This window comes from Lysinibacillus capsici (assembly GCF_020217405.1).
Lineage (GTDB): Bacteria > Bacillota > Bacilli > Bacillales_A > Planococcaceae > Lysinibacillus > Lysinibacillus capsici.
The window spans coordinates 3,183,772-3,204,565 of sequence record NZ_CP084108.1 but is presented as its reverse complement, the minus strand read 5'-3'; the positions used below and the strand labels follow the sequence as shown (position 1 = coordinate 3,204,565).

General features: G+C 38.8%; 23 protein-coding genes and 1 riboswitch. Of the genes, 20 read left to right on the top strand and 3 right to left on the bottom strand.

What is annotated here, in order from left to right; all coding sequences use genetic code 11:
- Positions 1-21 precede the first annotated feature (21 nt).
- The 7 genes from prmA to LCP48_RS15735 all read left to right on the top strand — a co-directional run bounded on the left by prmA (position 22) and on the right by LCP48_RS15735 (position 5,224).
- Entirely contained in the window at positions 22-963 is a 942-nt protein-coding gene (gene prmA / locus LCP48_RS15765; RefSeq protein WP_004227050.1) for a 50S ribosomal protein L11 methyltransferase, read from the top strand.
- A gap of 80 nt (positions 964-1,043) precedes the next feature.
- Complete coding sequence (locus tag LCP48_RS15760; protein WP_009373826.1) at positions 1,044-1,781, top strand: 16S rRNA (uracil(1498)-N(3))-methyltransferase; 738 nt, start codon at positions 1,044-1,046, stop codon at positions 1,779-1,781.
- A gap of 15 nt (positions 1,782-1,796) precedes the next feature.
- Complete coding sequence (mtaB, locus tag LCP48_RS15755) at positions 1,797-3,131, top strand: tRNA (N(6)-L-threonylcarbamoyladenosine(37)-C(2))-methylthiotransferase MtaB (RefSeq protein WP_004227055.1); 1,335 nt, start codon at positions 1,797-1,799, stop codon at positions 3,129-3,131.
- 208 nt (positions 3,132-3,339) lie between these two features.
- Positions 3,340-4,011, top strand: coding sequence for a deoxyribose-phosphate aldolase (deoC, locus tag LCP48_RS15750; RefSeq protein ID WP_009373827.1), 672 nt, complete (start codon positions 3,340-3,342; stop codon positions 4,009-4,011).
- A 135-nt stretch (positions 4,012-4,146) separates the two neighbouring features.
- Entirely contained in the window at positions 4,147-4,374 is a 228-nt protein-coding gene (locus LCP48_RS15745; RefSeq protein ID WP_004227061.1) for a spore coat associated protein CotJA, read from the top strand.
- On the top strand, positions 4,367-4,630 hold the full coding sequence (locus LCP48_RS15740) for a spore coat protein CotJB (protein ID WP_004227063.1): 264 nt from the start codon (positions 4,367-4,369) through the stop codon (positions 4,628-4,630). Before LCP48_RS15745 ends, LCP48_RS15740 begins: the two co-directional genes overlap by 8 nt.
- A gap of 24 nt (positions 4,631-4,654) precedes the next feature.
- A complete protein-coding gene (locus tag LCP48_RS15735; RefSeq protein ID WP_004227065.1) occupies positions 4,655-5,224 on the top strand; it encodes a manganese catalase family protein in 570 nt (189 codons plus the stop codon).
- Between the two features lie 51 nt (positions 5,225-5,275).
- Here LCP48_RS15735 and LCP48_RS15730 read toward each other — a convergent pair whose 3' ends face one another.
- Positions 5,276-5,932 (bottom strand): potassium channel family protein, encoded by a 657-nt coding sequence (locus LCP48_RS15730; RefSeq protein WP_004227067.1) that lies wholly within the window; start codon positions 5,930-5,932, stop codon positions 5,276-5,278.
- Between the two features lie 25 nt (positions 5,933-5,957).
- A complete protein-coding gene (locus tag LCP48_RS15725) occupies positions 5,958-7,295 on the bottom strand; it encodes a TrkH family potassium uptake protein (protein ID WP_009373828.1) in 1,338 nt (445 codons plus the stop codon).
- 115 nt (positions 7,296-7,410) lie between these two features.
- A riboswitch (cyclic di-AMP (ydaO/yuaA leader) is annotated at positions 7,411-7,552 on the bottom strand.
- Between the two features lie 252 nt (positions 7,553-7,804).
- Here LCP48_RS15725 and rpsU point away from each other — a divergent pair.
- From rpsU to recO, 13 genes are all read left to right on the top strand, one after another.
- Positions 7,805-7,978 carry a 30S ribosomal protein S21 gene (gene rpsU / locus LCP48_RS15720; RefSeq protein WP_004227078.1) on the top strand — a complete coding sequence of 58 codons (174 nt, stop codon included), beginning with the start codon at positions 7,805-7,807 and terminating at the stop codon, positions 7,976-7,978.
- Between the two features lie 307 nt (positions 7,979-8,285).
- A complete protein-coding gene (locus LCP48_RS15715; RefSeq protein WP_004227083.1) occupies positions 8,286-9,614 on the top strand; it encodes an NfeD family protein in 1,329 nt (442 codons plus the stop codon).
- Between the two features lie 3 nt (positions 9,615-9,617).
- Positions 9,618-10,622: a flotillin-like protein FloA gene (gene floA / locus LCP48_RS15710; protein WP_004227087.1), complete on the top strand. Its 1,005-nt coding sequence runs from the start codon at positions 9,618-9,620 to the stop codon at positions 10,620-10,622.
- A gap of 26 nt (positions 10,623-10,648) precedes the next feature.
- A complete protein-coding gene (locus tag LCP48_RS15705) occupies positions 10,649-11,125 on the top strand; it encodes a hypothetical protein (protein ID WP_004227092.1) in 477 nt (158 codons plus the stop codon).
- A 54-nt stretch (positions 11,126-11,179) separates the two neighbouring features.
- On the top strand, positions 11,180-11,428 hold the full coding sequence (locus LCP48_RS15700) for a hypothetical protein (protein WP_004227095.1): 249 nt from the start codon (positions 11,180-11,182) through the stop codon (positions 11,426-11,428).
- Position 11,429: 1 nt separating this feature from the next.
- A complete protein-coding gene (locus LCP48_RS15695) occupies positions 11,430-12,542 on the top strand; it encodes a sporulation protein YqfD (protein ID WP_225340367.1) in 1,113 nt (370 codons plus the stop codon).
- Positions 12,543-12,544: 2 nt separating this feature from the next.
- Positions 12,545-13,501, top strand: coding sequence for a PhoH family protein (locus LCP48_RS15690; protein ID WP_004227104.1), 957 nt, complete (start codon positions 12,545-12,547; stop codon positions 13,499-13,501).
- 305 nt (positions 13,502-13,806) lie between these two features.
- Positions 13,807-15,927 carry an HD family phosphohydrolase gene (locus LCP48_RS15685; RefSeq protein WP_004227107.1) on the top strand — a complete coding sequence of 707 codons (2,121 nt, stop codon included), beginning with the start codon at positions 13,807-13,809 and terminating at the stop codon, positions 15,925-15,927.
- Between the two features lie 8 nt (positions 15,928-15,935).
- Positions 15,936-16,409 carry an rRNA maturation RNase YbeY gene (ybeY, locus tag LCP48_RS15680; RefSeq protein ID WP_009370108.1) on the top strand — a complete coding sequence of 158 codons (474 nt, stop codon included), beginning with the start codon at positions 15,936-15,938 and terminating at the stop codon, positions 16,407-16,409.
- Positions 16,410-16,760 carry a diacylglycerol kinase family protein gene (locus LCP48_RS15675; protein WP_004227121.1) on the top strand — a complete coding sequence of 117 codons (351 nt, stop codon included), beginning with the start codon at positions 16,410-16,412 and terminating at the stop codon, positions 16,758-16,760.
- Between the two features lie 59 nt (positions 16,761-16,819).
- Complete coding sequence (locus LCP48_RS15670) at positions 16,820-17,233, top strand: cytidine deaminase (protein ID WP_225340366.1); 414 nt, start codon at positions 16,820-16,822, stop codon at positions 17,231-17,233.
- The gene (gene era, locus LCP48_RS15665) at positions 17,220-18,137 is read left to right on the top strand and encodes a GTPase Era (protein WP_004227129.1); all 918 of its coding nucleotides are present in this window, start codon (positions 17,220-17,222) and stop codon (positions 18,135-18,137) included. The genes LCP48_RS15670 and era overlap by 14 nt, the downstream gene beginning before the upstream one ends.
- Before the next feature lie 219 nt (positions 18,138-18,356).
- Positions 18,357-19,142, top strand: coding sequence for a DNA repair protein RecO (recO, locus tag LCP48_RS15660; RefSeq protein WP_004227133.1), 786 nt, complete (start codon positions 18,357-18,359; stop codon positions 19,140-19,142).
- Between the two features lie 24 nt (positions 19,143-19,166).
- On the opposite strand, the gene LCP48_RS15655 is transcribed toward recO, so the two are convergent.
- Positions 19,167-20,567 (bottom strand): S-layer homology domain-containing protein, encoded by a 1,401-nt coding sequence (locus LCP48_RS15655; RefSeq protein WP_225340365.1) that lies wholly within the window; start codon positions 20,565-20,567, stop codon positions 19,167-19,169.
- Positions 20,568-20,794 lie beyond the last annotated feature (227 nt).

Below are 20,794 nucleotides of genomic sequence, written 5' to 3'. Positions count from 1 at the left end.
TTAGAGGAGCTGAAGAGCTACGTGAAGTGGTCAGAATTATCCATTCATACAAAAAATGATGCGGTGGAAGCAATTTCGAATATTTTGCATGAAGCAGGTGCAAGTGGTGTTGTCATCGAAGATTCTGCAGAGTTTGCGAAGCCACGTGAAGATCAATATGGTGAAATTTATGCGCTAAATGAAGATGATTTTCCGAAAGATGGCGTGATTGTTAAAGCTTATTTATCGGAGTCTAGTTTTTTAAATGAAACAGTCGAAGAAATAAAAGCAGCTATCACAAATTTAACGAACTTTAACATTGATATCGGTGAAAATGTGGTATCCATTGTCGAAGTCAATGAAGAAGATTGGGCAACTGCCTGGAAGCAATACTACCATCCTGTTAAGATTTCTGAACGCTTTACTATCGTACCGACATGGGAGGAATATACACCTGTTTCAACAGATGAACTAATTATTGAATTAGACCCTGGTATGGCATTTGGTACAGGTACCCACCCAACAACGGTAATGTGTTTACAAGGGCTTGAAAAGGTCATTAAAGAAGGGGATACAGTTGTTGATATCGGTACAGGATCGGGTGTATTGTCTATTGGTGCAGCATTACTTGGTGCCAAAAGTGTGCATGCGCTTGATTTAGATGAGGTAGCTGTACGTTCAGCGCGAGAAAATGTAGCATTAAATAAAGTGGAAGATAAGGTGGCAGTGTTCCATGGTAACTTATTGGATACTGTAAAAGAACCAGCAGATGTAGTAGTCGCTAATATTTTGGCTGAAATCATCATGTCCTTCACAGATGACGCGTATACAATTGTAAAACCAGGTGGATTATATGTCACTTCGGGCATCATCGGAGCAAAGCGAGATGATGTGAAAGTAGCACTTGAAGCTTCAGGCTTTGTGATCGAAGAAGTATTATTAATGGAAGATTGGGTAGCCATTATTGCCCGTCGTCCACTATAACATGACTGAGGAAGCGCCAAATCGTGAGCCGTGTGCTTGTGATTTGGCGTTTTCCTTTCTTGCTAGAAAGGATGTGTGGCATGCAACGTTATTTTATTGAAACAGCTATCGAAAATGCACGTATTAGTGGAGAAGATGCACGGCATATTGAACGAGTGATGCGTATGAAGCAAGGCGACAACATTGTAGTTGTTGCACAAAACACTGCGTATATATGCACAATTGAAGGATTTGAAGGGGATGAGGTCGTCATTGAAGCGACTGGACAAACAATCCCTTCCCCAGAGTTACCCATTCAAGTAACAGTAGCATGTGGTTTACCGAAGGGTGATAAGCTGGAGCTTATTACCCAAAAAGCCACAGAGCTAGGAATGTTTGCTTTATTACCCTTTGAAGCTGAACGCTCCATTGTAAAATGGGACAAGAAAAAAGGTGCAAAAAAGCAAGAAAGATTACAGAAAATTGCCAAGGAAGCTGCGGAACAAGCTCACCGTACGCATATTCCAACAGTTTTTGAACCCATATCATTTAAACAGCTAGTACAACAAATAGATCAATTCGATGCCGTTTTTATTGCTGATGAAGAGGATGCAAAGGCTGAAAAGCGCACAAGGTTTGCGGAGAAGCTAAAAAACGTGTATGATAAGAAGTCGAAATCAATGCTTATTATCTTTGGTCCTGAGGGGGGCATTTCTCGTCAAGAGTCGGAAGCGTTATTACAAGCAGGCGCTCAAACGATGTCATTAGGACCGAGAATTTTACGAGCAGAAACAGCGCCATTATACGCACTGTCTGCCATATCCTATGAATTTGAATGAAAGAGGTGTTCAGCCTTGTCAAAAGTGGCTTTTCACACACTTGGCTGTAAAGTAAATCATTATGAAACAGAAGCAATCTGGCAACTGTTCAAGGAAGAGGGCTATGATCGTACAGAATTTGATCATCAAGCAGACGTCTATGTTATTAATACTTGTACAGTTACCAATACTGGAGATAAGAAATCTCGCCAGGTGATACGTCGTGCAGTGCGACAAAATCCTGATGCGGTTATTTGTGTAACGGGATGCTATGCACAGACATCCCCGGCAGAAATTATGGCGATTCCTGGCGTTGATATTGTTGTAGGAACGCAGGATCGTACGAAATTGTTGGGCTATATCGAGCAATATCGTGCAGAACGCCAACCGATTAATGCCGTACGTAATATTATGAAAAATCGTGTATATGAGGAATTAGATGTACCTGCATTTACAGACCGTACACGTGCTTCATTAAAAATACAGGAAGGCTGTAACAACTTCTGTACTTTTTGCATTATACCATGGGCACGCGGCTTAATGCGTTCTCGTGATCCACAGGAAGTATTACATCAAGCTCAGCAACTAGTTGATGCTGGCTACCTAGAAATCGTCTTAACGGGTATTCATACGGGTGGCTATGGACAAGATTTAAAAGATTATAATCTTGCACAGCTACTACGTGATTTAGAAGCCAATGTAAAAGGCTTAAAGCGCCTTCGTATTTCATCTATTGAGGCTAGTCAATTGACAGATGAAGTTATTGAAGTTCTTCGAGAATCTAAAATTGTTGTTAATCATTTACACATACCTATCCAATCTGGATCTGATACGGTTTTAAAACGTATGCGTCGTAAATATACAATGGAGTTTTTCGGTGAACGTTTAACGAAACTACATGAGGCCTTACCTGATTTAGCCGTCACATCAGATGTCATTGTTGGTTTCCCAGGTGAGACAGAGGAAGAATTTATGGAAACGTACAACTTTATTCGTGATCATAAGTTCTCTGAACTACACGTATTCCCATTCTCTCCACGTACAGGAACACCAGCTGCACGTATGGAAGATCAAATTGATGAAGATATTAAAAATGAGCGTGTGCATCGCCTTATTTCTTTAAATGATCAATTGGCAAAAGAATATGCCTCTCGTTTTGAAGACCAAGTATTAGAAGTGATTCCTGAAGAATTTGTCCATGATGGCAGTGAAGAAGAAGGGCTTCTAACTGGTTATACAGACAATTACTTAAAAATAGTGTTTGAAGGACCTGAAAGTCTCATTGGTCAGCTTGTCAAAGTAAAAATTACACAAGCAGGCTATCCACACTCACAAGGTCAATTTGTTCGTGTTTTAGAAACAGTTAATTAATATGAAAAGGATTGCTAACGGTTGGAGGCAATCCTTTTTTTGTTGCTTCAGGAGGAGGGGAATACTCGAATAAATTGGCATATCCATGTCATAGTAGGAATTGAATTGAGCCAAACTAATAAAATAGAAAGATATTAGACGCCAACATGAAAAAGTGGTATGATTCGAAGAGGTACGTACATCTTGTTTAATGAAGGAGCGTTCAACAATGGAAAAAAATTTTGCACGTATGATTGATCATACATTATTAAAGGCTGAGGCAACAAAAGAACAAATTGAAAAATTATGTGCAGAAGCTAAACAATTTAACTTTGCTTCTGTTTGTGTAAATCCGACTTGGGTAAAACGTAGCAGTGAATTATTACAGGGTACAGACGTTTTAGTTTGTACGGTTATCGGCTTCCCACTTGGTGCCAATACGCCAGCAGTCAAAGCATTTGAAGCAAAAGATGCCATTGCTAACGGTGCAAAAGAAGTAGACATGGTTATTAATATCGGTGCATTAAAAGATAAAAACTATGAGCTTGTACAAGCAGATATCGCAGCAGTAGTAGAAGCAGCTAAAGATAGCGCGCTTGTAAAAGTCATTATTGAATCATGCTTACTAACAGATGAGGAAAAAGTGAAAGCATGTGAATTAGCTGTAGCGGCGGGTGCTGACTATGTGAAAACATCTACAGGTTTTTCTACTGGTGGAGCAACAGCAGAGGATATCGCGCTTATGCGTAAAACTGTAGGTCCAGATCTTGGCGTAAAAGCATCAGGTGGTGTTCGTAGCTTAGAGGACATGAAAAAAATGGTAGAAGCTGGTGCGACTCGTATTGGGGCTAGCTCTGGTGTAGCGATTATGAATGGTTTAATTGCCGACTCCAACTATTAATTTTATCTTTTTATAGAGCCATAAGCTCATGTGTACATTGACGTGAGCTTATGGCTTCTTTGTGTTTAATCAGCATAATAATTTTCTATGCACATATACTCCACTGATGAATGTAAATACAGAAAGGAGGATGTCATGTTTACACAGTATAAGTCTTGGAGGCCCTATATTAGCCCCTTTGATCCTTGTAAACCTATAGAAGTTAAGTATTATGCAACACCCCCACAACTATATATGGGTTTTCAACCACCTGGACTTCCACAATTTCCAACCGCAAGAGAAGCGCTAATGGCAGGAACCCTATGGCCACAGTTGTTTAGCCCATACCCATTTCCCCTAAAAGGAGGGAGGAAGCATGACTAAAAAGATGCCGCCCGAATTTTATAAGCAATTAGAAGAAATACAAGCAATTGATTTCATCATTGTTGAATTAAACCTCTATTTAGACACTCATCCACACGATTATGACGCCATTCAGCAATTTAATGAAAATACAGAGAAAAGTATGAAACTTAAAATTGATTTTGAGCAAAAATATGGACCGCTCATGAATTTTGGGAGAAGCTATTCAAATTATCCTTTTAACTGGATTGATACACCATGGCCATGGCAAGTCTAAACAAAAGACTAGGAGGAAAAATCTTTGTGGTATTATGAAAAGAAACTCCAGTATCCGGTAAAGGTTAGTACATGTAACCCAATGCTTGCAAAGTTTTTAATTGAACAATATGGAGGAGCGGATGGGGAACTGGCAGCCGCTCTACGCTACATGAATCAGCGCTATACGATTCCTGACAAAGTAGTAGGGTTATTGACCGATATAGCAACAGAGGAATTTTCACATTTAGAAATGATTGCCACGATGATTTATAAGCTAACAAAAGATGCAACACCAGAAATGCTGAAAGAAGCTGGTTTGGGTGATCATTATGTAAATCACGATCGGGCTCTATTCTATCAAAACGCCTCAGGTGTACCATTCACAGCAACCTATATTCAAGCAAAGGGTGACCCTATAGCGGATTTGTATGAGGATATTGCAGCTGAAGAAAAGGCGCGTGCCACATATCAATGGATTATTGACTTATCAGATGACACGGATTTAAATGATAGTTTGAAGTTTTTACGTGAACGGGAAATTGTTCATTCCCAACGCTTCAGAGAGGCTGTTGAAATTTTAAAAGATGATAGAGATCAAAAGAAAGTTTTCTAAGACAAAAATGGCTGGCTGTATCAAGGTGAACTTGACACAGCCTTGTTGTGGTTATTGGATATTTGAGAATAAGCTAAGATCTTTTCGATGACCAATCATTACTAATAAATCTTCCTTTTCAATAATTTGCTCAGGAGAAGGGGAGATAATAATTTCTCCCTCGCGCACAATTGCAATTACACTGACGTTATATTTTGCACGCAAGTCTAAGTCACGAAGGTTTTGTCCAGCCATTTTGGAAGGAATCATAATTTCTTCAATACTGTATTCCTTTGATAATTCGATATAATTCAACATATTTGGGGATAGGAGTTGATTAGCCACACGTTCACCCATATCTCTTTCTGGGTAAATAATCCAATCAGCTCCTACTTTATCTAACACTTGCCCATGTCTTTTACCCAGTGCCTTTGCAATCACTTTTTTGATCCCTAGCTCTTTTAATAAAGAGACGGTTAAAATACTAGATTGCATATCATTACCGATCGCCACGATAACACAATCGAAGTTACCAATACCAATCGATTTTAAGGCTTTTTCTTCTGTTGTATCTGCAACCACAGCGTGAGTCACATAGGGTTCGGCATCCTCTACCCTTTCTTCATTTATATCAATTCCTAATATTTCCTGTCCAGCTTCATGCAATCTGCGAGCGACGCTTGTTCCGAATCTACCTAAGCCAATCACAGCGTATTGTTTAATGGTCATAGCGTTTTGCCTTCCTCTCATTTGGTTATCCAATCATAATATTTCCTTTTGGGTGGCGGAAACTCTCTTTTTTTCTTCGTTTTGCAATGGCAAAAGCAATGGTTAGTGGTCCTACTCTTCCTGCGAACATGGTAATAACCAGAAGAAGACGACCAGCAGGTGTTAGATCTGGGGTTAGGCCCATCGAAAGACCAACAGTACCAAATGCAGAGGTAGCCTCAAATAAATACATCATAAAGCTATGATGCTGTTCCGTGATACTGAGAAGAATCGTCACGACTACAACAATTAATCCTCCACACATTGTAACCGTCAAAGCCTTTAAAATAGTTTCAGTGACAATTCTACGTTTAAAGAGAACGACATCTTCTTTTCCTCGAATTTGTGACCACATAGTAGCCACTAAAACAGCAAAGGTTGTGATTTTAATACCTCCAGCAGTCGACCCAGAGCCTGCCCCAATAAACATGAAAATGATCATTAAAAATAATGTAGAATGCGTTAAGTCTCCAATAGCCAGTGTATTGGAGCCAGCAGTTCGTGGTGTAACCGCTTGGTAAAGGGAACCTAACACTTTACCCCATTCGGATAATGATCCAAGTGTCTTTTGGTTGCCATACTCAAACAAAAATATCAAAATGGTTCCACTAGCAGTTAGCAAAAGTGTGGTTACTAAGACTATTTTTGAATGGACAGAAAGCCTTTTAGTCACACGATATTCATACAATTCATTCATAACAATAAAGCCTAATCCACCGATTGTAATAAGAGCACAGATGGTGAAAACAACAAAGGGGTCATCAACATAGGCAGTCATTCCGTTAAAGCCACCCATTAAATCGAAGCCAGCGTTGTTGAAGTTGGATATGGCATGAAAAAATCCAAAATAAAGGGCCTTTCCAATGGGCATATCAAAAGAAAAACGAATCGATAGAATAAGACCACCAATTATTTCAATACATGCTGTAAAAAGCAATATTCTTTTTACTAATCGAACAAGACCAGCTATGGAGATATTATTAAATGCTTCTTTAAGCAGCAGTCTTTCTTTTAATGAAATTTTCTTTCCAAGCAGTAAAAATAATAATGTGGCAAATGTCATAAATCCTAAACCGCCAATTTGGATTAAGAATAAAAGAACCACTTCGCCAAAAGTAGAGAACGTATCACCTGTATCAACTACAATTAATCCAGTGACACAAGTAGCTGATGTAGCAGTGAATAAAGCATCTAAAAAGGGCAAACCCTTCCCATCCTCTGTAGAAAATGGCATTGTTAAAAGAAACGTCCCTATGGCAATAATGAGAGCAAAGCCCAATACGAGAACTTTTGGAGGGTTTAATGCTCTTTTAAAATTGTTCATTTTATTTTCCTCAATTCTGAATAGTAAACAACTGTTTGTTAAATGGCATAATAAAAAGACCTACGATAAGAGCATGAAAATGACAGAAAGCATGCTCATAATGGTGGTCAATAACGACCTCCTTCGCTTTAGCCGACGAAGTTAGCTGACGGGTAGGATGGCGAAAGAGCTTTCTCATCCCTTCTGCTAAAGCAGAATTAACCCCAAAAAATTGGTTCCTCCGTTCTCAAATAGTTGAGATTTGGCCGATATGAAATTGAATGTGATTATTCTACGCCCTTATTCTATTTTTTGTAAACCCCTTAATTGTTAGGAAAATGTAATTATTTTTATTGTGGGCGATTTCTGTATGAATAATTCGAGCAAAAATAAAACCAAAAATTCACTTGATAATTTCGCATACTTTCTATTGACCATTATTAGACAATACGATATAATTTTTTAGTACACAACAGAAGGTGATTTGCCTAATTGTGTATTGACGTGTGTTCGGAGGGAGGGAAAGAGAGATGTCAAAAACTGTCGTTCGCAAAAACGAATCGCTTGAAGATGCTCTTCGCCGCTTCAAACGTACTGTATCAAAAAGTGGTACAATTCAAGAAGTTAGAAAGCGCGAGTTCTACGAAAAACCTAGCGTAAAACGTAAAAAGAAATCAGAAGCTGCACGTAAACGTAAGTGGTAATTTAATTTCCCATTAAAAATCCCTACGTTCATAACACGCAATTGTATGATTCACTGAGCAGACAAAGTTATACCTGAAATTAATCACATTTTTGATTAATTTCAGGTATTTTACATTGCTCAACTTTACGTACATATGAAAAAGCCGAATGAATTCACTTTGATTCATACGGCTTTTTTGCACATACTGTTGGTAATTGCATTAGATCGAATGATAAATAAGTGAATAAATTTTTAAGATTTGTGAAACTTTTCGCATGATTGACCGTATATACAGAGGAGAGGCATGTTAGAAGGGAGGGGAAAAGATGCGAAAACGGAGAATCCTCAGCTATTTACTAGTGATATGGATGACTTTTTTGTTAGCGTTTCCATTAACTTCGGCTTTTGCCAGTAATAAGGTTTATCATGTTCTGATTCATAATGAAGTAGAACGAGGACTTCATGCATTTTTAGAACGAGCTTTTAAAGAGGCTGAAGAAAACAATGCAGAGGCGATTATCTTAGAAATACATACGCCTGGCGGTTTTGTGAATGCGGCCAATGATATCGCCATGCTTATGGATGCAACGCAAATAAGGACGATTGCTTATATTAATAAGGATGCGCACTCAGCAGGAGCTTTTTTAGCCTTACATGCGGATGAGATCTACATGGTTCCAAATGGAACAATCGGTGCAGCGGCAGTTATCGATTCAGCAGGTAATGCGGCCGACCTAAAGGCTAATAGCGCTTGGCTTGCTCAAATGAAAGCAGCAGCAGAAACGTCAGGGCGCAACCCTAAGTATGCATTAGCAATGGCAGATACCAACTATGAACTACCAGAATACCGTGCTGGCGGAAAGAATTTGTTAACCCTATCTGCCTCAGAAGCATTAAAGGTTAAATATTCTGAAGGGACGGTTAAGGATTTTCAGGAGCTTTTAGACGTAACCAACTTGAATGGTAGTGATGTTGTTCCCATTGAACCGACCTTTTCTGAAAAATTAGCTCGTTTTATTACAAATCCCATCATTGTACCTATTCTATTGTCTATCGCTAGTTTAGGACTTGTGATGGAGCTTTATTCGCCAGGATTTGGTGTTCCAGGTATAATGGGCTTATCAGCACTTGGTTTATTCTTCTTTGGACATATGGTGGCCGGCTTTGCGGGATATGAAACATTATTGTTATTTATTGTTGGGTTAGCCCTTTTAATTGCAGAGTTTTTTGTCCCAGGTGGAATTGTTGGTATTTTAGGTGGTGTCTTAATAGTACTAAGTCTGATACTGGCAGGTGCAAATATGATGCAAATGATAGTAGCAATTCTCATTGCGCTTGTGATAGCGATGATAGGAATGGTGATTCTGATGAAATTTTTCGGAAAAAAACTGCATGTCTTAAACAGGCTTGTGTTAATGGATGCAACCACGACAGAAGAAGGGTATGTATCCAATGTGAATCGCACAGAACTGTTAGGGAAAATTGGGAAAACGCTTACGCCACTTCGTCCATCTGGAACAATGGTACTTGGTAGTGAACGCATTGATATTGTCTCAGAAGGTGGCTATATCGATGTCAATCAACATGTAGAAATTATTAAAGTTGAAGGCTCACGCATTGTTGTGAGACAAACAGATAAAGAGATGGAGGAATAGAAAATGGGTTTTGATTTAGCTTTGATTGGTCCTATTGCTGGACTAGTTATTTTATTCATTGTGCTTGCGGTATTCTTTACCTTTGTACCCGTAGCATTGTGGATTTCTGCATTAGCAGCAGGTGTACGTGTGAGTATTTTCACATTAATTGGGATGCGCTTACGCCGTGTAATCCCGTCTCGAATTGTTAATCCGTTGATTAAAGCACATAAAGCTGGTTTACCTGTAACGATTAATCAGTTAGAGAGTCACTATTTAGCAGGTGGTAATGTTGACCGTGTAGTGAATGCCTTAATTGCGGCTCATCGTGCCAATATTGAACTGTCATTTGAACGTTGTGCAGCAATTGATTTAGCTGGGCGTGATGTATTAGAAGCTGTTCAAATGTCCGTTAATCCAAAAGTTATTGAAACACCTTTCATTTCAGGTGTAGCAATGAACGGGATTGAAGTAAAAGCAAAGGCTCGTATTACCGTGCGTGCCAATATCGAGCGTTTAGTCGGTGGTGCTGGTGAAGAAACAGTTATTGCTCGTGTTGGTGAGGGGATCGTTTCAACTATCGGTTCAGCGACACATCATACAGAAGTTTTAGAAAATCCAGATATGATTTCGCAAACAGTATTATCTAAAGGTTTAGATTCAGGAACAGCCTTTGAAATCTTGTCCATTGATATTGCCGATGTAGATATCGGTAAAAATATCGGTGCTGAATTACAGATTGAACAAGCACAGGCAGATAAAAACATTGCGCAAGCAAAAGCCGAGGAACGTCGTGCTATGGCTGTTGCAAATGAGCAAGAAATGATTGCACGTGTTCAAGAGATGAAGGCGAAAGTAGTAGAAGCAGAGGCAGAAGTACCTCAAGCGATGGCTGAAGCCTTACGTTCTGGTAATCTTGGTATTATGGATTATATGAACTATCGTAATATCCAAGCGGATACAGCGATGCGCGATTCGATTTCAAAAGTGAGCACAGATAAACCTGAAACAAATGAACCTAATGCTTAATAACGGAAAGGAGCAGAACTAATAATATGGAACAATTAATACTCTTTGCCATAATTGCCATAGTCAGCTCTATTTTCGGAAAATCAAAAAATAAAAAGCCTCAGAAGCAGATGCCTCCTTTTAATAAAGATACTGTGGTGGAGCCTCCGGTTACGGAGAAAGCGTCACATCGTACTGGGAAAGCACAGAGTTTTGAAGATTTTGCACGAGAATTTATAGGAGATTGGATTCCAGAAAATGAGAAAGTCGAGGAGCCTAAAAAATTTGTTGAAGAACAAGTGAAAAGAGAGATACCAAGCTATGTTGCCCCAACTGTCATTCCAGCAGATATCCCTAGCCGTTCTTCTAATCGAGAAAGTCGAGGACGATTAGGTGCTGAAAAAAAGGAAGTGCAGTCAGTTGGCTCACATTCGACTTTACAACTACCTCAATCTAAAAATGATCTTATGCAAGCAATCGTGATGGCTGAAATATTAGGGCCACCGAAATCAAAAAGAAAATAACTAGCATGTCCTCCTTTTTCGATGCATATATTGCCGAAGAAGGAGGCATTTTTTATGAAAAAATTATTTCAATTAACGCCACTACTTGAGTTGTTAGAATACGAATCATTAAAGATTATTGGACCCTACCGTTTTATTCATGCAGATACGACGACCTGTTCGTTTGTCTATGCAGATTATCATATTACTGTCAATGCGGATTCAGTGACAATCAATGCGCTCAAAGAAGAAATGCTACATCTTACTGTTGACAATCTACAGGAGCTTCATATGAAAATGACAAAGAATATGGGTGTGAGCTAAAATGTGGAATAATCGGCCAATTATTATACGTATAAAGCGCCATGAAAATGTTCATCCTTTTATTCAAGCATTGCACGCTCAACATGTCCCATTAAAGCGTGTTGTCTTTCGTGAGCAGGAAGTTTCCTTTGAAACGACGATGCATTATCTACCAAAAATTCGCCGTGTACGAAGACGTTTTCGCTTAAAAATGGCTGTATTTTATTCAGATGAGCTTCAAGTTTTTCGAGCGCAAATTTGGACTTTATTGGGCTTAGCCTTTATGATTGCTATTCCAATTCTTTGTGCACAAGTCATATGGCGAGTGGACATCGAAGCCGCCACACCAGAATTAGAGCAGCGTTTAGGTAAGACTTTTCATGAAACCTTTCAACTAGAAACCCCTTTATCACAAAAAAAGTTACCTTCCAATACGGTTATACGACAAAAGCTGTTAGAACAACACCGAGAGCTATCGTGGGTTCATATTGATAAACAGGGCGGACGAGTAATTTTGAGACCACAAGAATCACCTAAACAAACTGAGCAAACAACTGATAAATTAGCCTCCCATATAGTAGCAACGAAAAGTGGTGTCATTACACATTTTAATATACAGCATGGTGAGCGAAAAATTTCAGTAAATGATACAGCCTACGAAGGTGACGTCCTCGTAAGTGGTGTATTAGAAAGTGGCACAGATCAAGTTTTTGTCGGGGCGAAGGGAGAGGTTTATGCAGATTATTGGCTTGAATGTTCATTTAAAATTCCAACAAAAATTACCGTGGAAACCTTGCAGCAAAAGCAATGGCGAGTGTTGATAAAGGGTATACATCAGGAAAAGGTGGATTATGTACAAAGGAAGAATTTACCAAATTGGCTATCCCCCTATGTTTCGATTGTAGAGGAGCAACAGACGAAAACCATGCAAGTAGAGTTGGATGAATCGAAAATTGAGTCATTGCTGATTCCTTTATTGCATGAAAAAGTATTACGCTCGTTACCTGCAAAAACAATCATCAAGAAAGAAAACCTTTTACAGGCAAAGTGGGGGAATGGTACAGTTGAAGGGAAAGTTCTATTTTTAGTCAATGAAAACATTGCAAGTCCAATACAAGGCCTACAAGGAGAATGATTATGTCAGAACAGTTAACTGTATTACAGGTGGATAATCCAAACGAAGCGGTTATGCTACTAGGTATTTCCGATGCAAATATGAAATTAGTTGAAGAAGCACTTAATGTTCATATCATTACGCGTGGTGAACAAATTCAACTTGCGGGTGAAGAAAATGCTAAGGAACAGGCAACATTTCTTCTGCAAGCTTTATTGAAGGTCATACGGAAAGGTATTAATATTGATCAACGTGATGTTACAACAGCTATTGAAATGACACAAAAAGGAACAATCGAGTATTTTGCAGAATTATATGATGAAGAAATAGCACGCACGACGAAAGGTAAGTCAATTCGTGCAAAAACAATTGGTCAACGAGAATACATACAAGCAATCCGTCATAAAGACGTCGTTTTCGGTATTGGTCCAGCCGGTACTGGGAAAACGTATTTAGCGGTAGTCATGGCAACACAGGCACTTAAAAACGGCCATGTAAAGAGAATTATTTTAACTCGCCCTGCTGTTGAAGCTGGAGAGTCACTAGGCTTTCTTCCAGGGGATTTAAAGGAAAAGGTCGATCCATATCTACGACCTCTCTACGACGCTTTAAACGACATCTACGGCTCAGAACAAACACAGCGGCTAATTGAACGTGGAACAATTGAAATCGCCCCTTTAGCCTATATGCGTGGCCGTACATTAGATGATGCCTTTGTTATTTTAGATGAAGCACAAAATACAACACATCAACAAATGAAAATGTTCCTAACTCGTCTAGGCTTCGGCTCTAAAATGGTCATCACAGGGGATAAAACACAAATCGACCTACCCAAAAATACAGAATCTGGCTTGATTGTAGCAGAACGTACATTAAAGTATGTTAAATCTATCCATTTCCAAGTCCTAGAACAAGGTGATGTCGTACGTCACCCAATCGTAGCCAAAATCATTCAAGCCTACGAAGAACAGCAACTTTAGAATTGCATAGCAATTCTAAAGTCTGCCCCGCAAGCGAAGCGACAGGGGCAACGGGTTGCTAAAGTCTGCCCCGCAAGCGAAGCGACAGGGGCAACGGGTTGTTAAAGTCTGCCCCGCAAGCGATAGGGGTAACGAGGTTTAAAACATCTATATAGTTAAAACCTAAACCACGAATTTAATCAAAATATGGAAAAAAATGTGACAGCTATGCGAAGATGCATAGCTGTTTTTTGCTTTCTTATACATTTTTCGAGAAAAATGTATGTTGAATTGGTATGATAGTAGGTAGATAGAGGAGGTGCCAGATGGAGAAACAACTTCGAAAATTTACAGAGCTTATCGGTTTTCGCTACTTTCTTATCATCATTCTCATTTTAACAGGTGGCCTACAATTTGGGTTCATGTATGGCAATGTTAAAGGAGTTACATATGATTTCAAACCATTACAGCTTGCGCCTGAAACCGTACGATCTACTAAAACGATTGAAGACACTTATAAAACTCAGCTAGAGCGAGAAAAAGCTGCCAATGCAGTGGATTCAGTCTATCAATTTTCGGAGGATGTCGCCAAGCAAAGAGCAGCGATTGTAACATCATTATTTGATTATGTTTTGGAAGTGAAAAAAGATGTTGCAAATAGTAAGGAACCTATTCCTATTGCAGACCAAGTTACACAGCTTCGAAAGAAATTTGAATCCATTGACGAAGACCAGATGCCGTTAATTTTTACTGATTCTCAGCTGGAAGGTCTGTTAGTGCAAAGTGAAGATGATTTAACTAGAACAAGTACGCAATTATCTAAATTTGTAGAGGAATATTTACAAAAATCCATCCGACCAGAGAACGTCTTTGTTGCACAAAATGATTTTGAGACAAAGATTCGTGGACAACGAGGATATCCTGATAAAATATTCAATACAGTCGTGTTAATAGGACGTACAAGCATTATTGAAAATGAAACAATTAACGAAGAACAAACAAAGATTCGAAAACAGCAGGCCAAAGAAAGTGTAGAGCCAACGCGCATTTTACAAGGTCAGATTATTGTTCAAGAAGGCCAAATTATTGACAATGAGGCTTTTAGACAATTAGAGCTATTAGGGATGGTTAGTAATAAAGCCTCCTTTAAGCCGATAGCAGGGCTTATTATTTTAACGCTACTGCAAATGATGTTTATGTATATTTTATTTGAGCGTTGGGAGACGAACGAACGAAAAAAACGTAATGCACTGTTAGTGACAGTGATTGTTTATAGCTTGTCTATTTTGCTCATGAAATTTATTAGCTTAGTTTCTAGTGGCTTTGATGTGACGATTGCCTTTTTATTCCCTACAGCACTAGCGACGATGCTTGTACGATTACTAGCAGATGAGCGAGCAGCCGTATTAATTACAGTTATGACGGCTGCATCAGCAGGAGTAATTTTTCAAGAAGGCTATTCTTCAGTTATGCAAATGGAAATTACGCTGTATATCATATTCGGAGGGTTTGCAAGCCTATTCTTTTTGCGTAGTGTGGAAAAACGCTCACATATTTTACATGCGGTAGGTGTGATTTCCCTTGTAAACATGGCATTTATCGCGTTTTATTTGTTAATGACACAATCATCCTATGGTTTACCAGAGTTAGCATTTTACTTAATAGCAGCGATGTTATCTGCCTTGCTTTCAGGGGCATTAACGATGGGACTTTTACCATTCTTTGAATCGGCGTTTAGTTTGCTTTCATCTTTACGTTTAATTGAGCTATCCAATCCCAACCATCCATTATTAAAAAAATTATTAATGGAAACTCCAGGGACATATCATCATAGTGTGATGGTAGCGAACTTAGCGGAAGCTGCGTGTGAAGAGATTGGTGCTGACGGTTTATTAGCGCGTGTAGGTTGTTATTATCATGATATTGGTAAAACCAAACGACCTTCCTTTTTCATCGAAAATCAGATGTCAGGCATCAATCCGCATGATTCTTTACCACCTGAAACAAGTGCAGAGATTATTATCGCCCATACGACAGATGGTGCCAATATGTTAAAACGTTATAAAATGCCTCAAGAGATTATTGATATCGCTTTACAGCATCATGGCACAAGTTTGTTAAAATTCTTCTTGTTTAAAGCAAAGGAAGAAGGAAAAAATATTGATGAGGCAAAGTTCCGATACCCAGGGCCCAAACCACAAACAAAAGAAGCAGCTGTTATAAGTGTTGCGGATAGTGTCGAGGCAGCAGTACGTTCTATGAAAGAACCAAATGCAGAGAAAATTCAGAAGCTAGTACGAGCGATTATCGATGATCGGGTCCAAGATAATCAGTTTGATGAATGCGATATTTCAATAAAAGAGTTAAAATGTATAGAGAGAGTACTTTGTGAAACGTTGAATGGGATATTCCATTCACGTATTGAATATCCAAAGGCAGATAAGTAGGAGGATCTATGATTTTAACAATTGATTTTACGGATGAAACAAATGAAGTGGGAGCACAACATATCGAACTTGTTGAAAAGCTATTACAGCATGCTGCAAGTGTAGAAAATATTGAGCCAGAAACAGAGGTTTCGGTGACGTTTGTAACGAACAAGGCAATTCAAGATATTAATCGTGAATATCGTGGCAAAGATCAGCCAACAGATGTCATTTCCTTTGCACTAGAGGAGCTAGGGGAAGGGGAAATGGAAGTTATTTTTGAAGGGATGCCACGTGTATTAGGTGATATCATTATTTCGACTGATCGTGCAAAAGAGCAAGCAGAGGAATATAATCATTCCTTTGAGCGAGAATTAGGCTTTTTAGCTGTACATGGTTTTTTACATTTACTTGGTTATGACCATATGAAGCCAGAAGAAGAGAAAGTGATGTTTGCAAAGCAAGATGAGATTCTCCAAACTTATGGCTTAGGTCGAGATTAGATGAATTTTCGAAAATACTTGCGATCTTTTGGCTATGCTTTTGAAGGCATCATAACTGCAAGTAAAGAACAAAATTTGAAATCACATATAGTAAGTGCAATCATTGTTATACTGGCTAGTTATTTGACAGGTTTATCTCGTATGGAGTGGTATATTGTGCTACTATTAATAGCACTAATGTTTGCGCTGGAAATGATGAATACAGCTATCGAACGGGTAGTCGATTTAGCTTCCCCAGAGATACATCCGCTTGCTAAGCAAGCAAAAGATATTGCAGCAGGTGCAGTGCTTGTATTTGCGCTATTCAGTGCTATAATCGGATTACTCATCTTTCTGCCAAAATGGTTTTAATGGAAATGAGTGTCTTCTAATTGAAAATAAACCATAAATGTGAGGGAGAATTAGTATAGATGCCAATGGATATGCATGCATTATTAGAAGAATCAAAAAAGGCACGTGAAAAAGCCTATGTTCCTTATTCAAAATTTAAAGTAGGGGCAGCTCTACTAACAAAAGATGGACAGGTTATTCACGGTTGTAATATTGAAAATGCGGGCTATAGTATGACAAATTGTGCTGAGCGTACAGCGTTTTTTAAGGCAGTATCGGAGGGAATTTACGAATTCGAGGCCATTGCCATTGTAGCTGATACGGACGGACCATGCACCCCATGTGGAGCATGTCGCCAGGTCATGATGGAGTTTTGTACTCCAACTATGCCTGTTTATTTAACGAACTTAAAAGGTGATGTGACGGTAACGTCAGTGGGCGAATTACTACCGTTTGCATTTACGACGGAGGATTTAGAGAATGCAGGAAACTAAAAATGGCTATAAATCAGGCTTTATCTCCATCATTGGTCGTCCAAACGTTGGCAAATCGACATTTTTAAATCGTGTCATTGGCCAAAAAATTGCGATCATGAGTGATAAGCCACAAACAACACGAAATAAAGTACAAGGCGTACTAACAACAGATGATAGCCAAATGATTTTTATTGATACACCAGGTATTCACAAGCCAAAACATAAACTAGGCGATTTCATGCTGAAGGTTTCTAAAAACACATTGCGTGAAGTGGACGTTATTATGTTTATGGTTAATGCTGAGCAAAAACTCGGTAAAGGTGATGAATTTATTTTAGAAATGCTAGCAGGAAACCCAACACCTGTCTTTTTGGTCATCAATAAAATTGATGCCATTCATCCAGATGAACTAATGGGAATTATTGAGAGCTATAAAGAGCGCTATGACTTTGCGGAGATTGTACCGATTTCTGCGCTACAAGGCAATAATGTTGAAAATTTATTAGTGACATTGGCGAAGTATTTACCAGAAGGACCTCAGTATTACCCAGCCGATCAAGTGACAGATCATCCTGAACGATTTATTATATCTGAACTTATTCGTGAAAAAGTCCTACATTTAACGCGTGAAGAAATTCCCCATTCTATCGCAGTGGTAATTGATAAAATTCGTCGTGATGAAGAAAATGAGGATAAAATTCATGTAGCGGCTACGATTATTGTGGAGCGTGATTCGCAAAAAGGGATTGTTATCGGAAAGCGTGGAGCCTTGCTTAAAGAAGTAGGGACACGTGCGCGAAAGGATATCGAAATGCTCCTAGGGTCTAAAGTTTATTTAGAGCTATGGGTAAAGGTGCAAAAGGATTGGCGTAATAAAGCTACACATTTACGCGATTTTGGATTCCGTGATGATGAATATTAAGTTTTTTCCTGGCTTAGCAAATGAATTGTAACGTTCGCGAACATTGCCCGTTGAATCAGGAATAGACGCCAAATTTTGACGTGACGGTTTTAGGTTAACTTCTTCTTGTAGGCACAAAAGGATCTAGAAGTATTTGATCATTTTTATTTTTGAGCTGTCCAAAATTATTTTGGGCAGCTCTCTTTGCATGGATAGTTCTTTTATGAAAGGAGGGGGATTATGCTTCATAAATGGGAGGGGATTGTATTAAAGGTTCGCGCTTATGGGGAATCTAATAAGATTGTTATTTTGCTAACTCGGGAAGCTGGCAAAGTGGCTACGATGGCTAGAGGGGCAAAAAAACCTTCTAGTAGATTGGCTTCCATCACGCAACCCTTTACCTATGGGATGTTTATGGTACAACATCATACGGGCATGGGGACTTTGCAACAGGGAGAACATTTAAATTCAATGCGCCATATTCGTGAAGATATTATGGCTACTGCTTATGCTAGCTATATTATGGAATTAGTGGAGCGAGTTGTGGAAGAAGGAAAGCCAGAGCCTTTTGCATTCGATGTTTTACTACATGCACTACAAGCAATTGAGGATGGCTACGATCCTGAAGCCATTACGCTATTTGTTGAATGGAAAATGTTGCCCTATACAGGTGTACAACCTATTTTACATGCCTGTGCTGCGTGTGGCGCTGTAGATGGGGAATTTGCTTTTTCCTTTGCTCAAGGAGGATTTTTATGCCATCGCTGTTATCAGCATGACCCCTATATCATTCGCTTAACGCCAACACAGCTAAAACTGATTCGTATGTTCTATACTATTCCAATCGATCAAATAGGAAAAATAGAACTGAAAAAGGAAACAAAATATTTTATCAAAAAAATCATTACAACCATCTACGAAGAACAAACAGGTATTCGTTTTAAAACCCGGAAATTTATTGAGCAGCTAGAGCGAACACCTGAATTTCAAATTCGCTCAAAAGACGAAATGCCAGATGAATCATAATGTTCATCTGACATTTCACGTTATTTAAAATGCATCCTCATCCTCTGACACTAAAAAGGCCCATTGTCCAGCAATTTTTTTACTTTCAATATAAAGGTATGCTGTTTGATCATTACTACCTGTTAAATGGAGAATCGCTAGACCTTCAGCTTTTGGCGTAACATGTAGTTGTCCGTTAAGAATTGTAGCTTTTACAGGCACTGGCTCAAAACCAAAGCTTTCGAGTGCTACATGTGTTGGTTTAAAAGGTAATTCTAGCGTTGTTAGTATTAATTCATCTGTCAAATGATATAAATCAATGCTGCGAACAAAATCATAGGAATACACATCTGCAGCCATCTTTTGCTGTTGTGTCCCATTTGAAAATGTAACAATGAATTGTCCATTTTGCAAGATGGATAGTGTTTGATCTTGTTGATTAAAGTTATATAAATTTGAAGCGAGTGGCTGTCCATTCGTGTTTTGCACCGTCACCTCTGCTGGCATGAATGGTAATTTACTCTCAGACAAATCGAGTGGTGAATTTTCGATATAATCATCTTCATTTACTTCTTCAAGCGTTACCATCAGCTTACCATTTACGTTTTTGACATGTACTAAATAAAAAATGTCAGTAAAATCCTCTGAATCATCAGTAAATCCAGTAATCACTAATTTGCCCGTACCTTCTTTTATAGGGGTTATCGTGATTGACTCTGTCATATCTTCCTCTTCATGCCATGTGAAAATATCCTCTGCTGGCTCAAGACCACCATAAGAGGCAAAAATATAGTCCTGCTTAAATTGATTTGCATAGACGGTTGAATTGCCTTGCAACTTTTCAGCTCGTACAACAAAAGCAGCCAATTGAGAGCGCTTTACATTGCTTTTTGGGCCAAAAGTCGTTGCAGATGTTCCTTTGGTAATCCCATTTGCAAACAAAGCTTTAATATGAGGCTCAAATTCAATCCCCTTTTTAACATCTGTAAACGGTAATTGCGTGTTACTCGTACTTGTTAATCCAAAGCCTTTCGCAATCATTTTGGACATTTGCTCGCGAGTTATATGTTGAGTAGGGTAGAAGTATCCATTTGCACCATTAATAATCCCAGCATTTGCTAATGCTGCAATGGCTCCGTAGTTTTCATCGCCAGGTTTTATGTCTTTGAATTGAGGATTTTTTACGTGAACTGTATCTAACTTTAAAATACCTGCTAAAATCTTCGCTGCCTGTGTACGTGTAATAGGATTAGCAGGTTTAAATGTCCCATCCATATAGCCTGAAATAATGCCACGCTCTGCTAATTGAATAATAGCCTTACCTTCCTCAGTGGTTGGGTTGACATCAGGGAAAAATGATGCTGCATGTGCGGGTGGTGCGATAATAATCGCACTTGTTACTAAAGCAGAAGCCATAGCTAGTTGAAATAAACGTTGAGACTGCAATTAAATTCCTCCAAAAAGTACAATAGAAAATTTTATAGTATATATGTTTCTGGTTAGACCTTCCTATGTATCAGTTCAAACTTCCGGACGAATGAATGTTAAGGTGATGTGTCTTTAGCCTGTTAATTATTCATTATTTAACAGCTAATACTAACTATAATAACTTATTTATACCAAATAGATGGAACAACGCATAGAGGGAATTTCATCCATATCATGACGTGTTG

What these genes read in the sequence shown, in the direction of transcription:
- LCP48_RS15760 (WP_009373826.1), top strand. Translation starts at nt 1,044, where the DNA reads ATGCAACGTTATTTTATTGAAACAGCTATCGAAAATGCACGTATTAGT.
- deoC (WP_009373827.1), top strand. Translation starts at nt 3,340, where the DNA reads ATGGAAAAAAATTTTGCACGTATGATTGATCATACATTATTAAAGGCT.
- LCP48_RS15745 (WP_004227061.1), top strand. Translation starts at nt 4,147, where the DNA reads ATGTTTACACAGTATAAGTCTTGGAGGCCCTATATTAGCCCCTTTGAT.
- LCP48_RS15740 (WP_004227063.1), top strand. Translation starts at nt 4,367, where the DNA reads ATGACTAAAAAGATGCCGCCCGAATTTTATAAGCAATTAGAAGAAATA.
- LCP48_RS15730 (WP_004227067.1), bottom strand. Translation starts at nt 5,932, where the DNA reads ATGACCATTAAACAATACGCTGTGATTGGCTTAGGTAGATTCGGAACA.
- LCP48_RS15725 (WP_009373828.1), bottom strand. Translation starts at nt 7,295, where the DNA reads ATGAACAATTTTAAAAGAGCATTAAACCCTCCAAAAGTTCTCGTATTG.
- rpsU (WP_004227078.1), top strand. Translation starts at nt 7,805, where the DNA reads ATGTCAAAAACTGTCGTTCGCAAAAACGAATCGCTTGAAGATGCTCTT.
- LCP48_RS15715 (WP_004227083.1), top strand. Translation starts at nt 8,286, where the DNA reads ATGCGAAAACGGAGAATCCTCAGCTATTTACTAGTGATATGGATGACT.
- floA (WP_004227087.1), top strand. Translation starts at nt 9,618, where the DNA reads ATGGGTTTTGATTTAGCTTTGATTGGTCCTATTGCTGGACTAGTTATT.
- LCP48_RS15705 (WP_004227092.1), top strand. Translation starts at nt 10,649, where the DNA reads ATGGAACAATTAATACTCTTTGCCATAATTGCCATAGTCAGCTCTATT.
- LCP48_RS15700 (WP_004227095.1), top strand. Translation starts at nt 11,180, where the DNA reads ATGAAAAAATTATTTCAATTAACGCCACTACTTGAGTTGTTAGAATAC.
- LCP48_RS15695 (WP_225340367.1), top strand. Translation starts at nt 11,430, where the DNA reads ATGTGGAATAATCGGCCAATTATTATACGTATAAAGCGCCATGAAAAT.
- LCP48_RS15690 (WP_004227104.1), top strand. Translation starts at nt 12,545, where the DNA reads ATGTCAGAACAGTTAACTGTATTACAGGTGGATAATCCAAACGAAGCG.
- LCP48_RS15685 (WP_004227107.1), top strand. Translation starts at nt 13,807, where the DNA reads ATGGAGAAACAACTTCGAAAATTTACAGAGCTTATCGGTTTTCGCTAC.
- ybeY (WP_009370108.1), top strand. Translation starts at nt 15,936, where the DNA reads ATGATTTTAACAATTGATTTTACGGATGAAACAAATGAAGTGGGAGCA.
- LCP48_RS15675 (WP_004227121.1), top strand. Translation starts at nt 16,410, where the DNA reads ATGAATTTTCGAAAATACTTGCGATCTTTTGGCTATGCTTTTGAAGGC.
- LCP48_RS15670 (WP_225340366.1), top strand. Translation starts at nt 16,820, where the DNA reads ATGCCAATGGATATGCATGCATTATTAGAAGAATCAAAAAAGGCACGT.
- era (WP_004227129.1), top strand. Translation starts at nt 17,220, where the DNA reads ATGCAGGAAACTAAAAATGGCTATAAATCAGGCTTTATCTCCATCATT.
- recO (WP_004227133.1), top strand. Translation starts at nt 18,357, where the DNA reads ATGCTTCATAAATGGGAGGGGATTGTATTAAAGGTTCGCGCTTATGGG.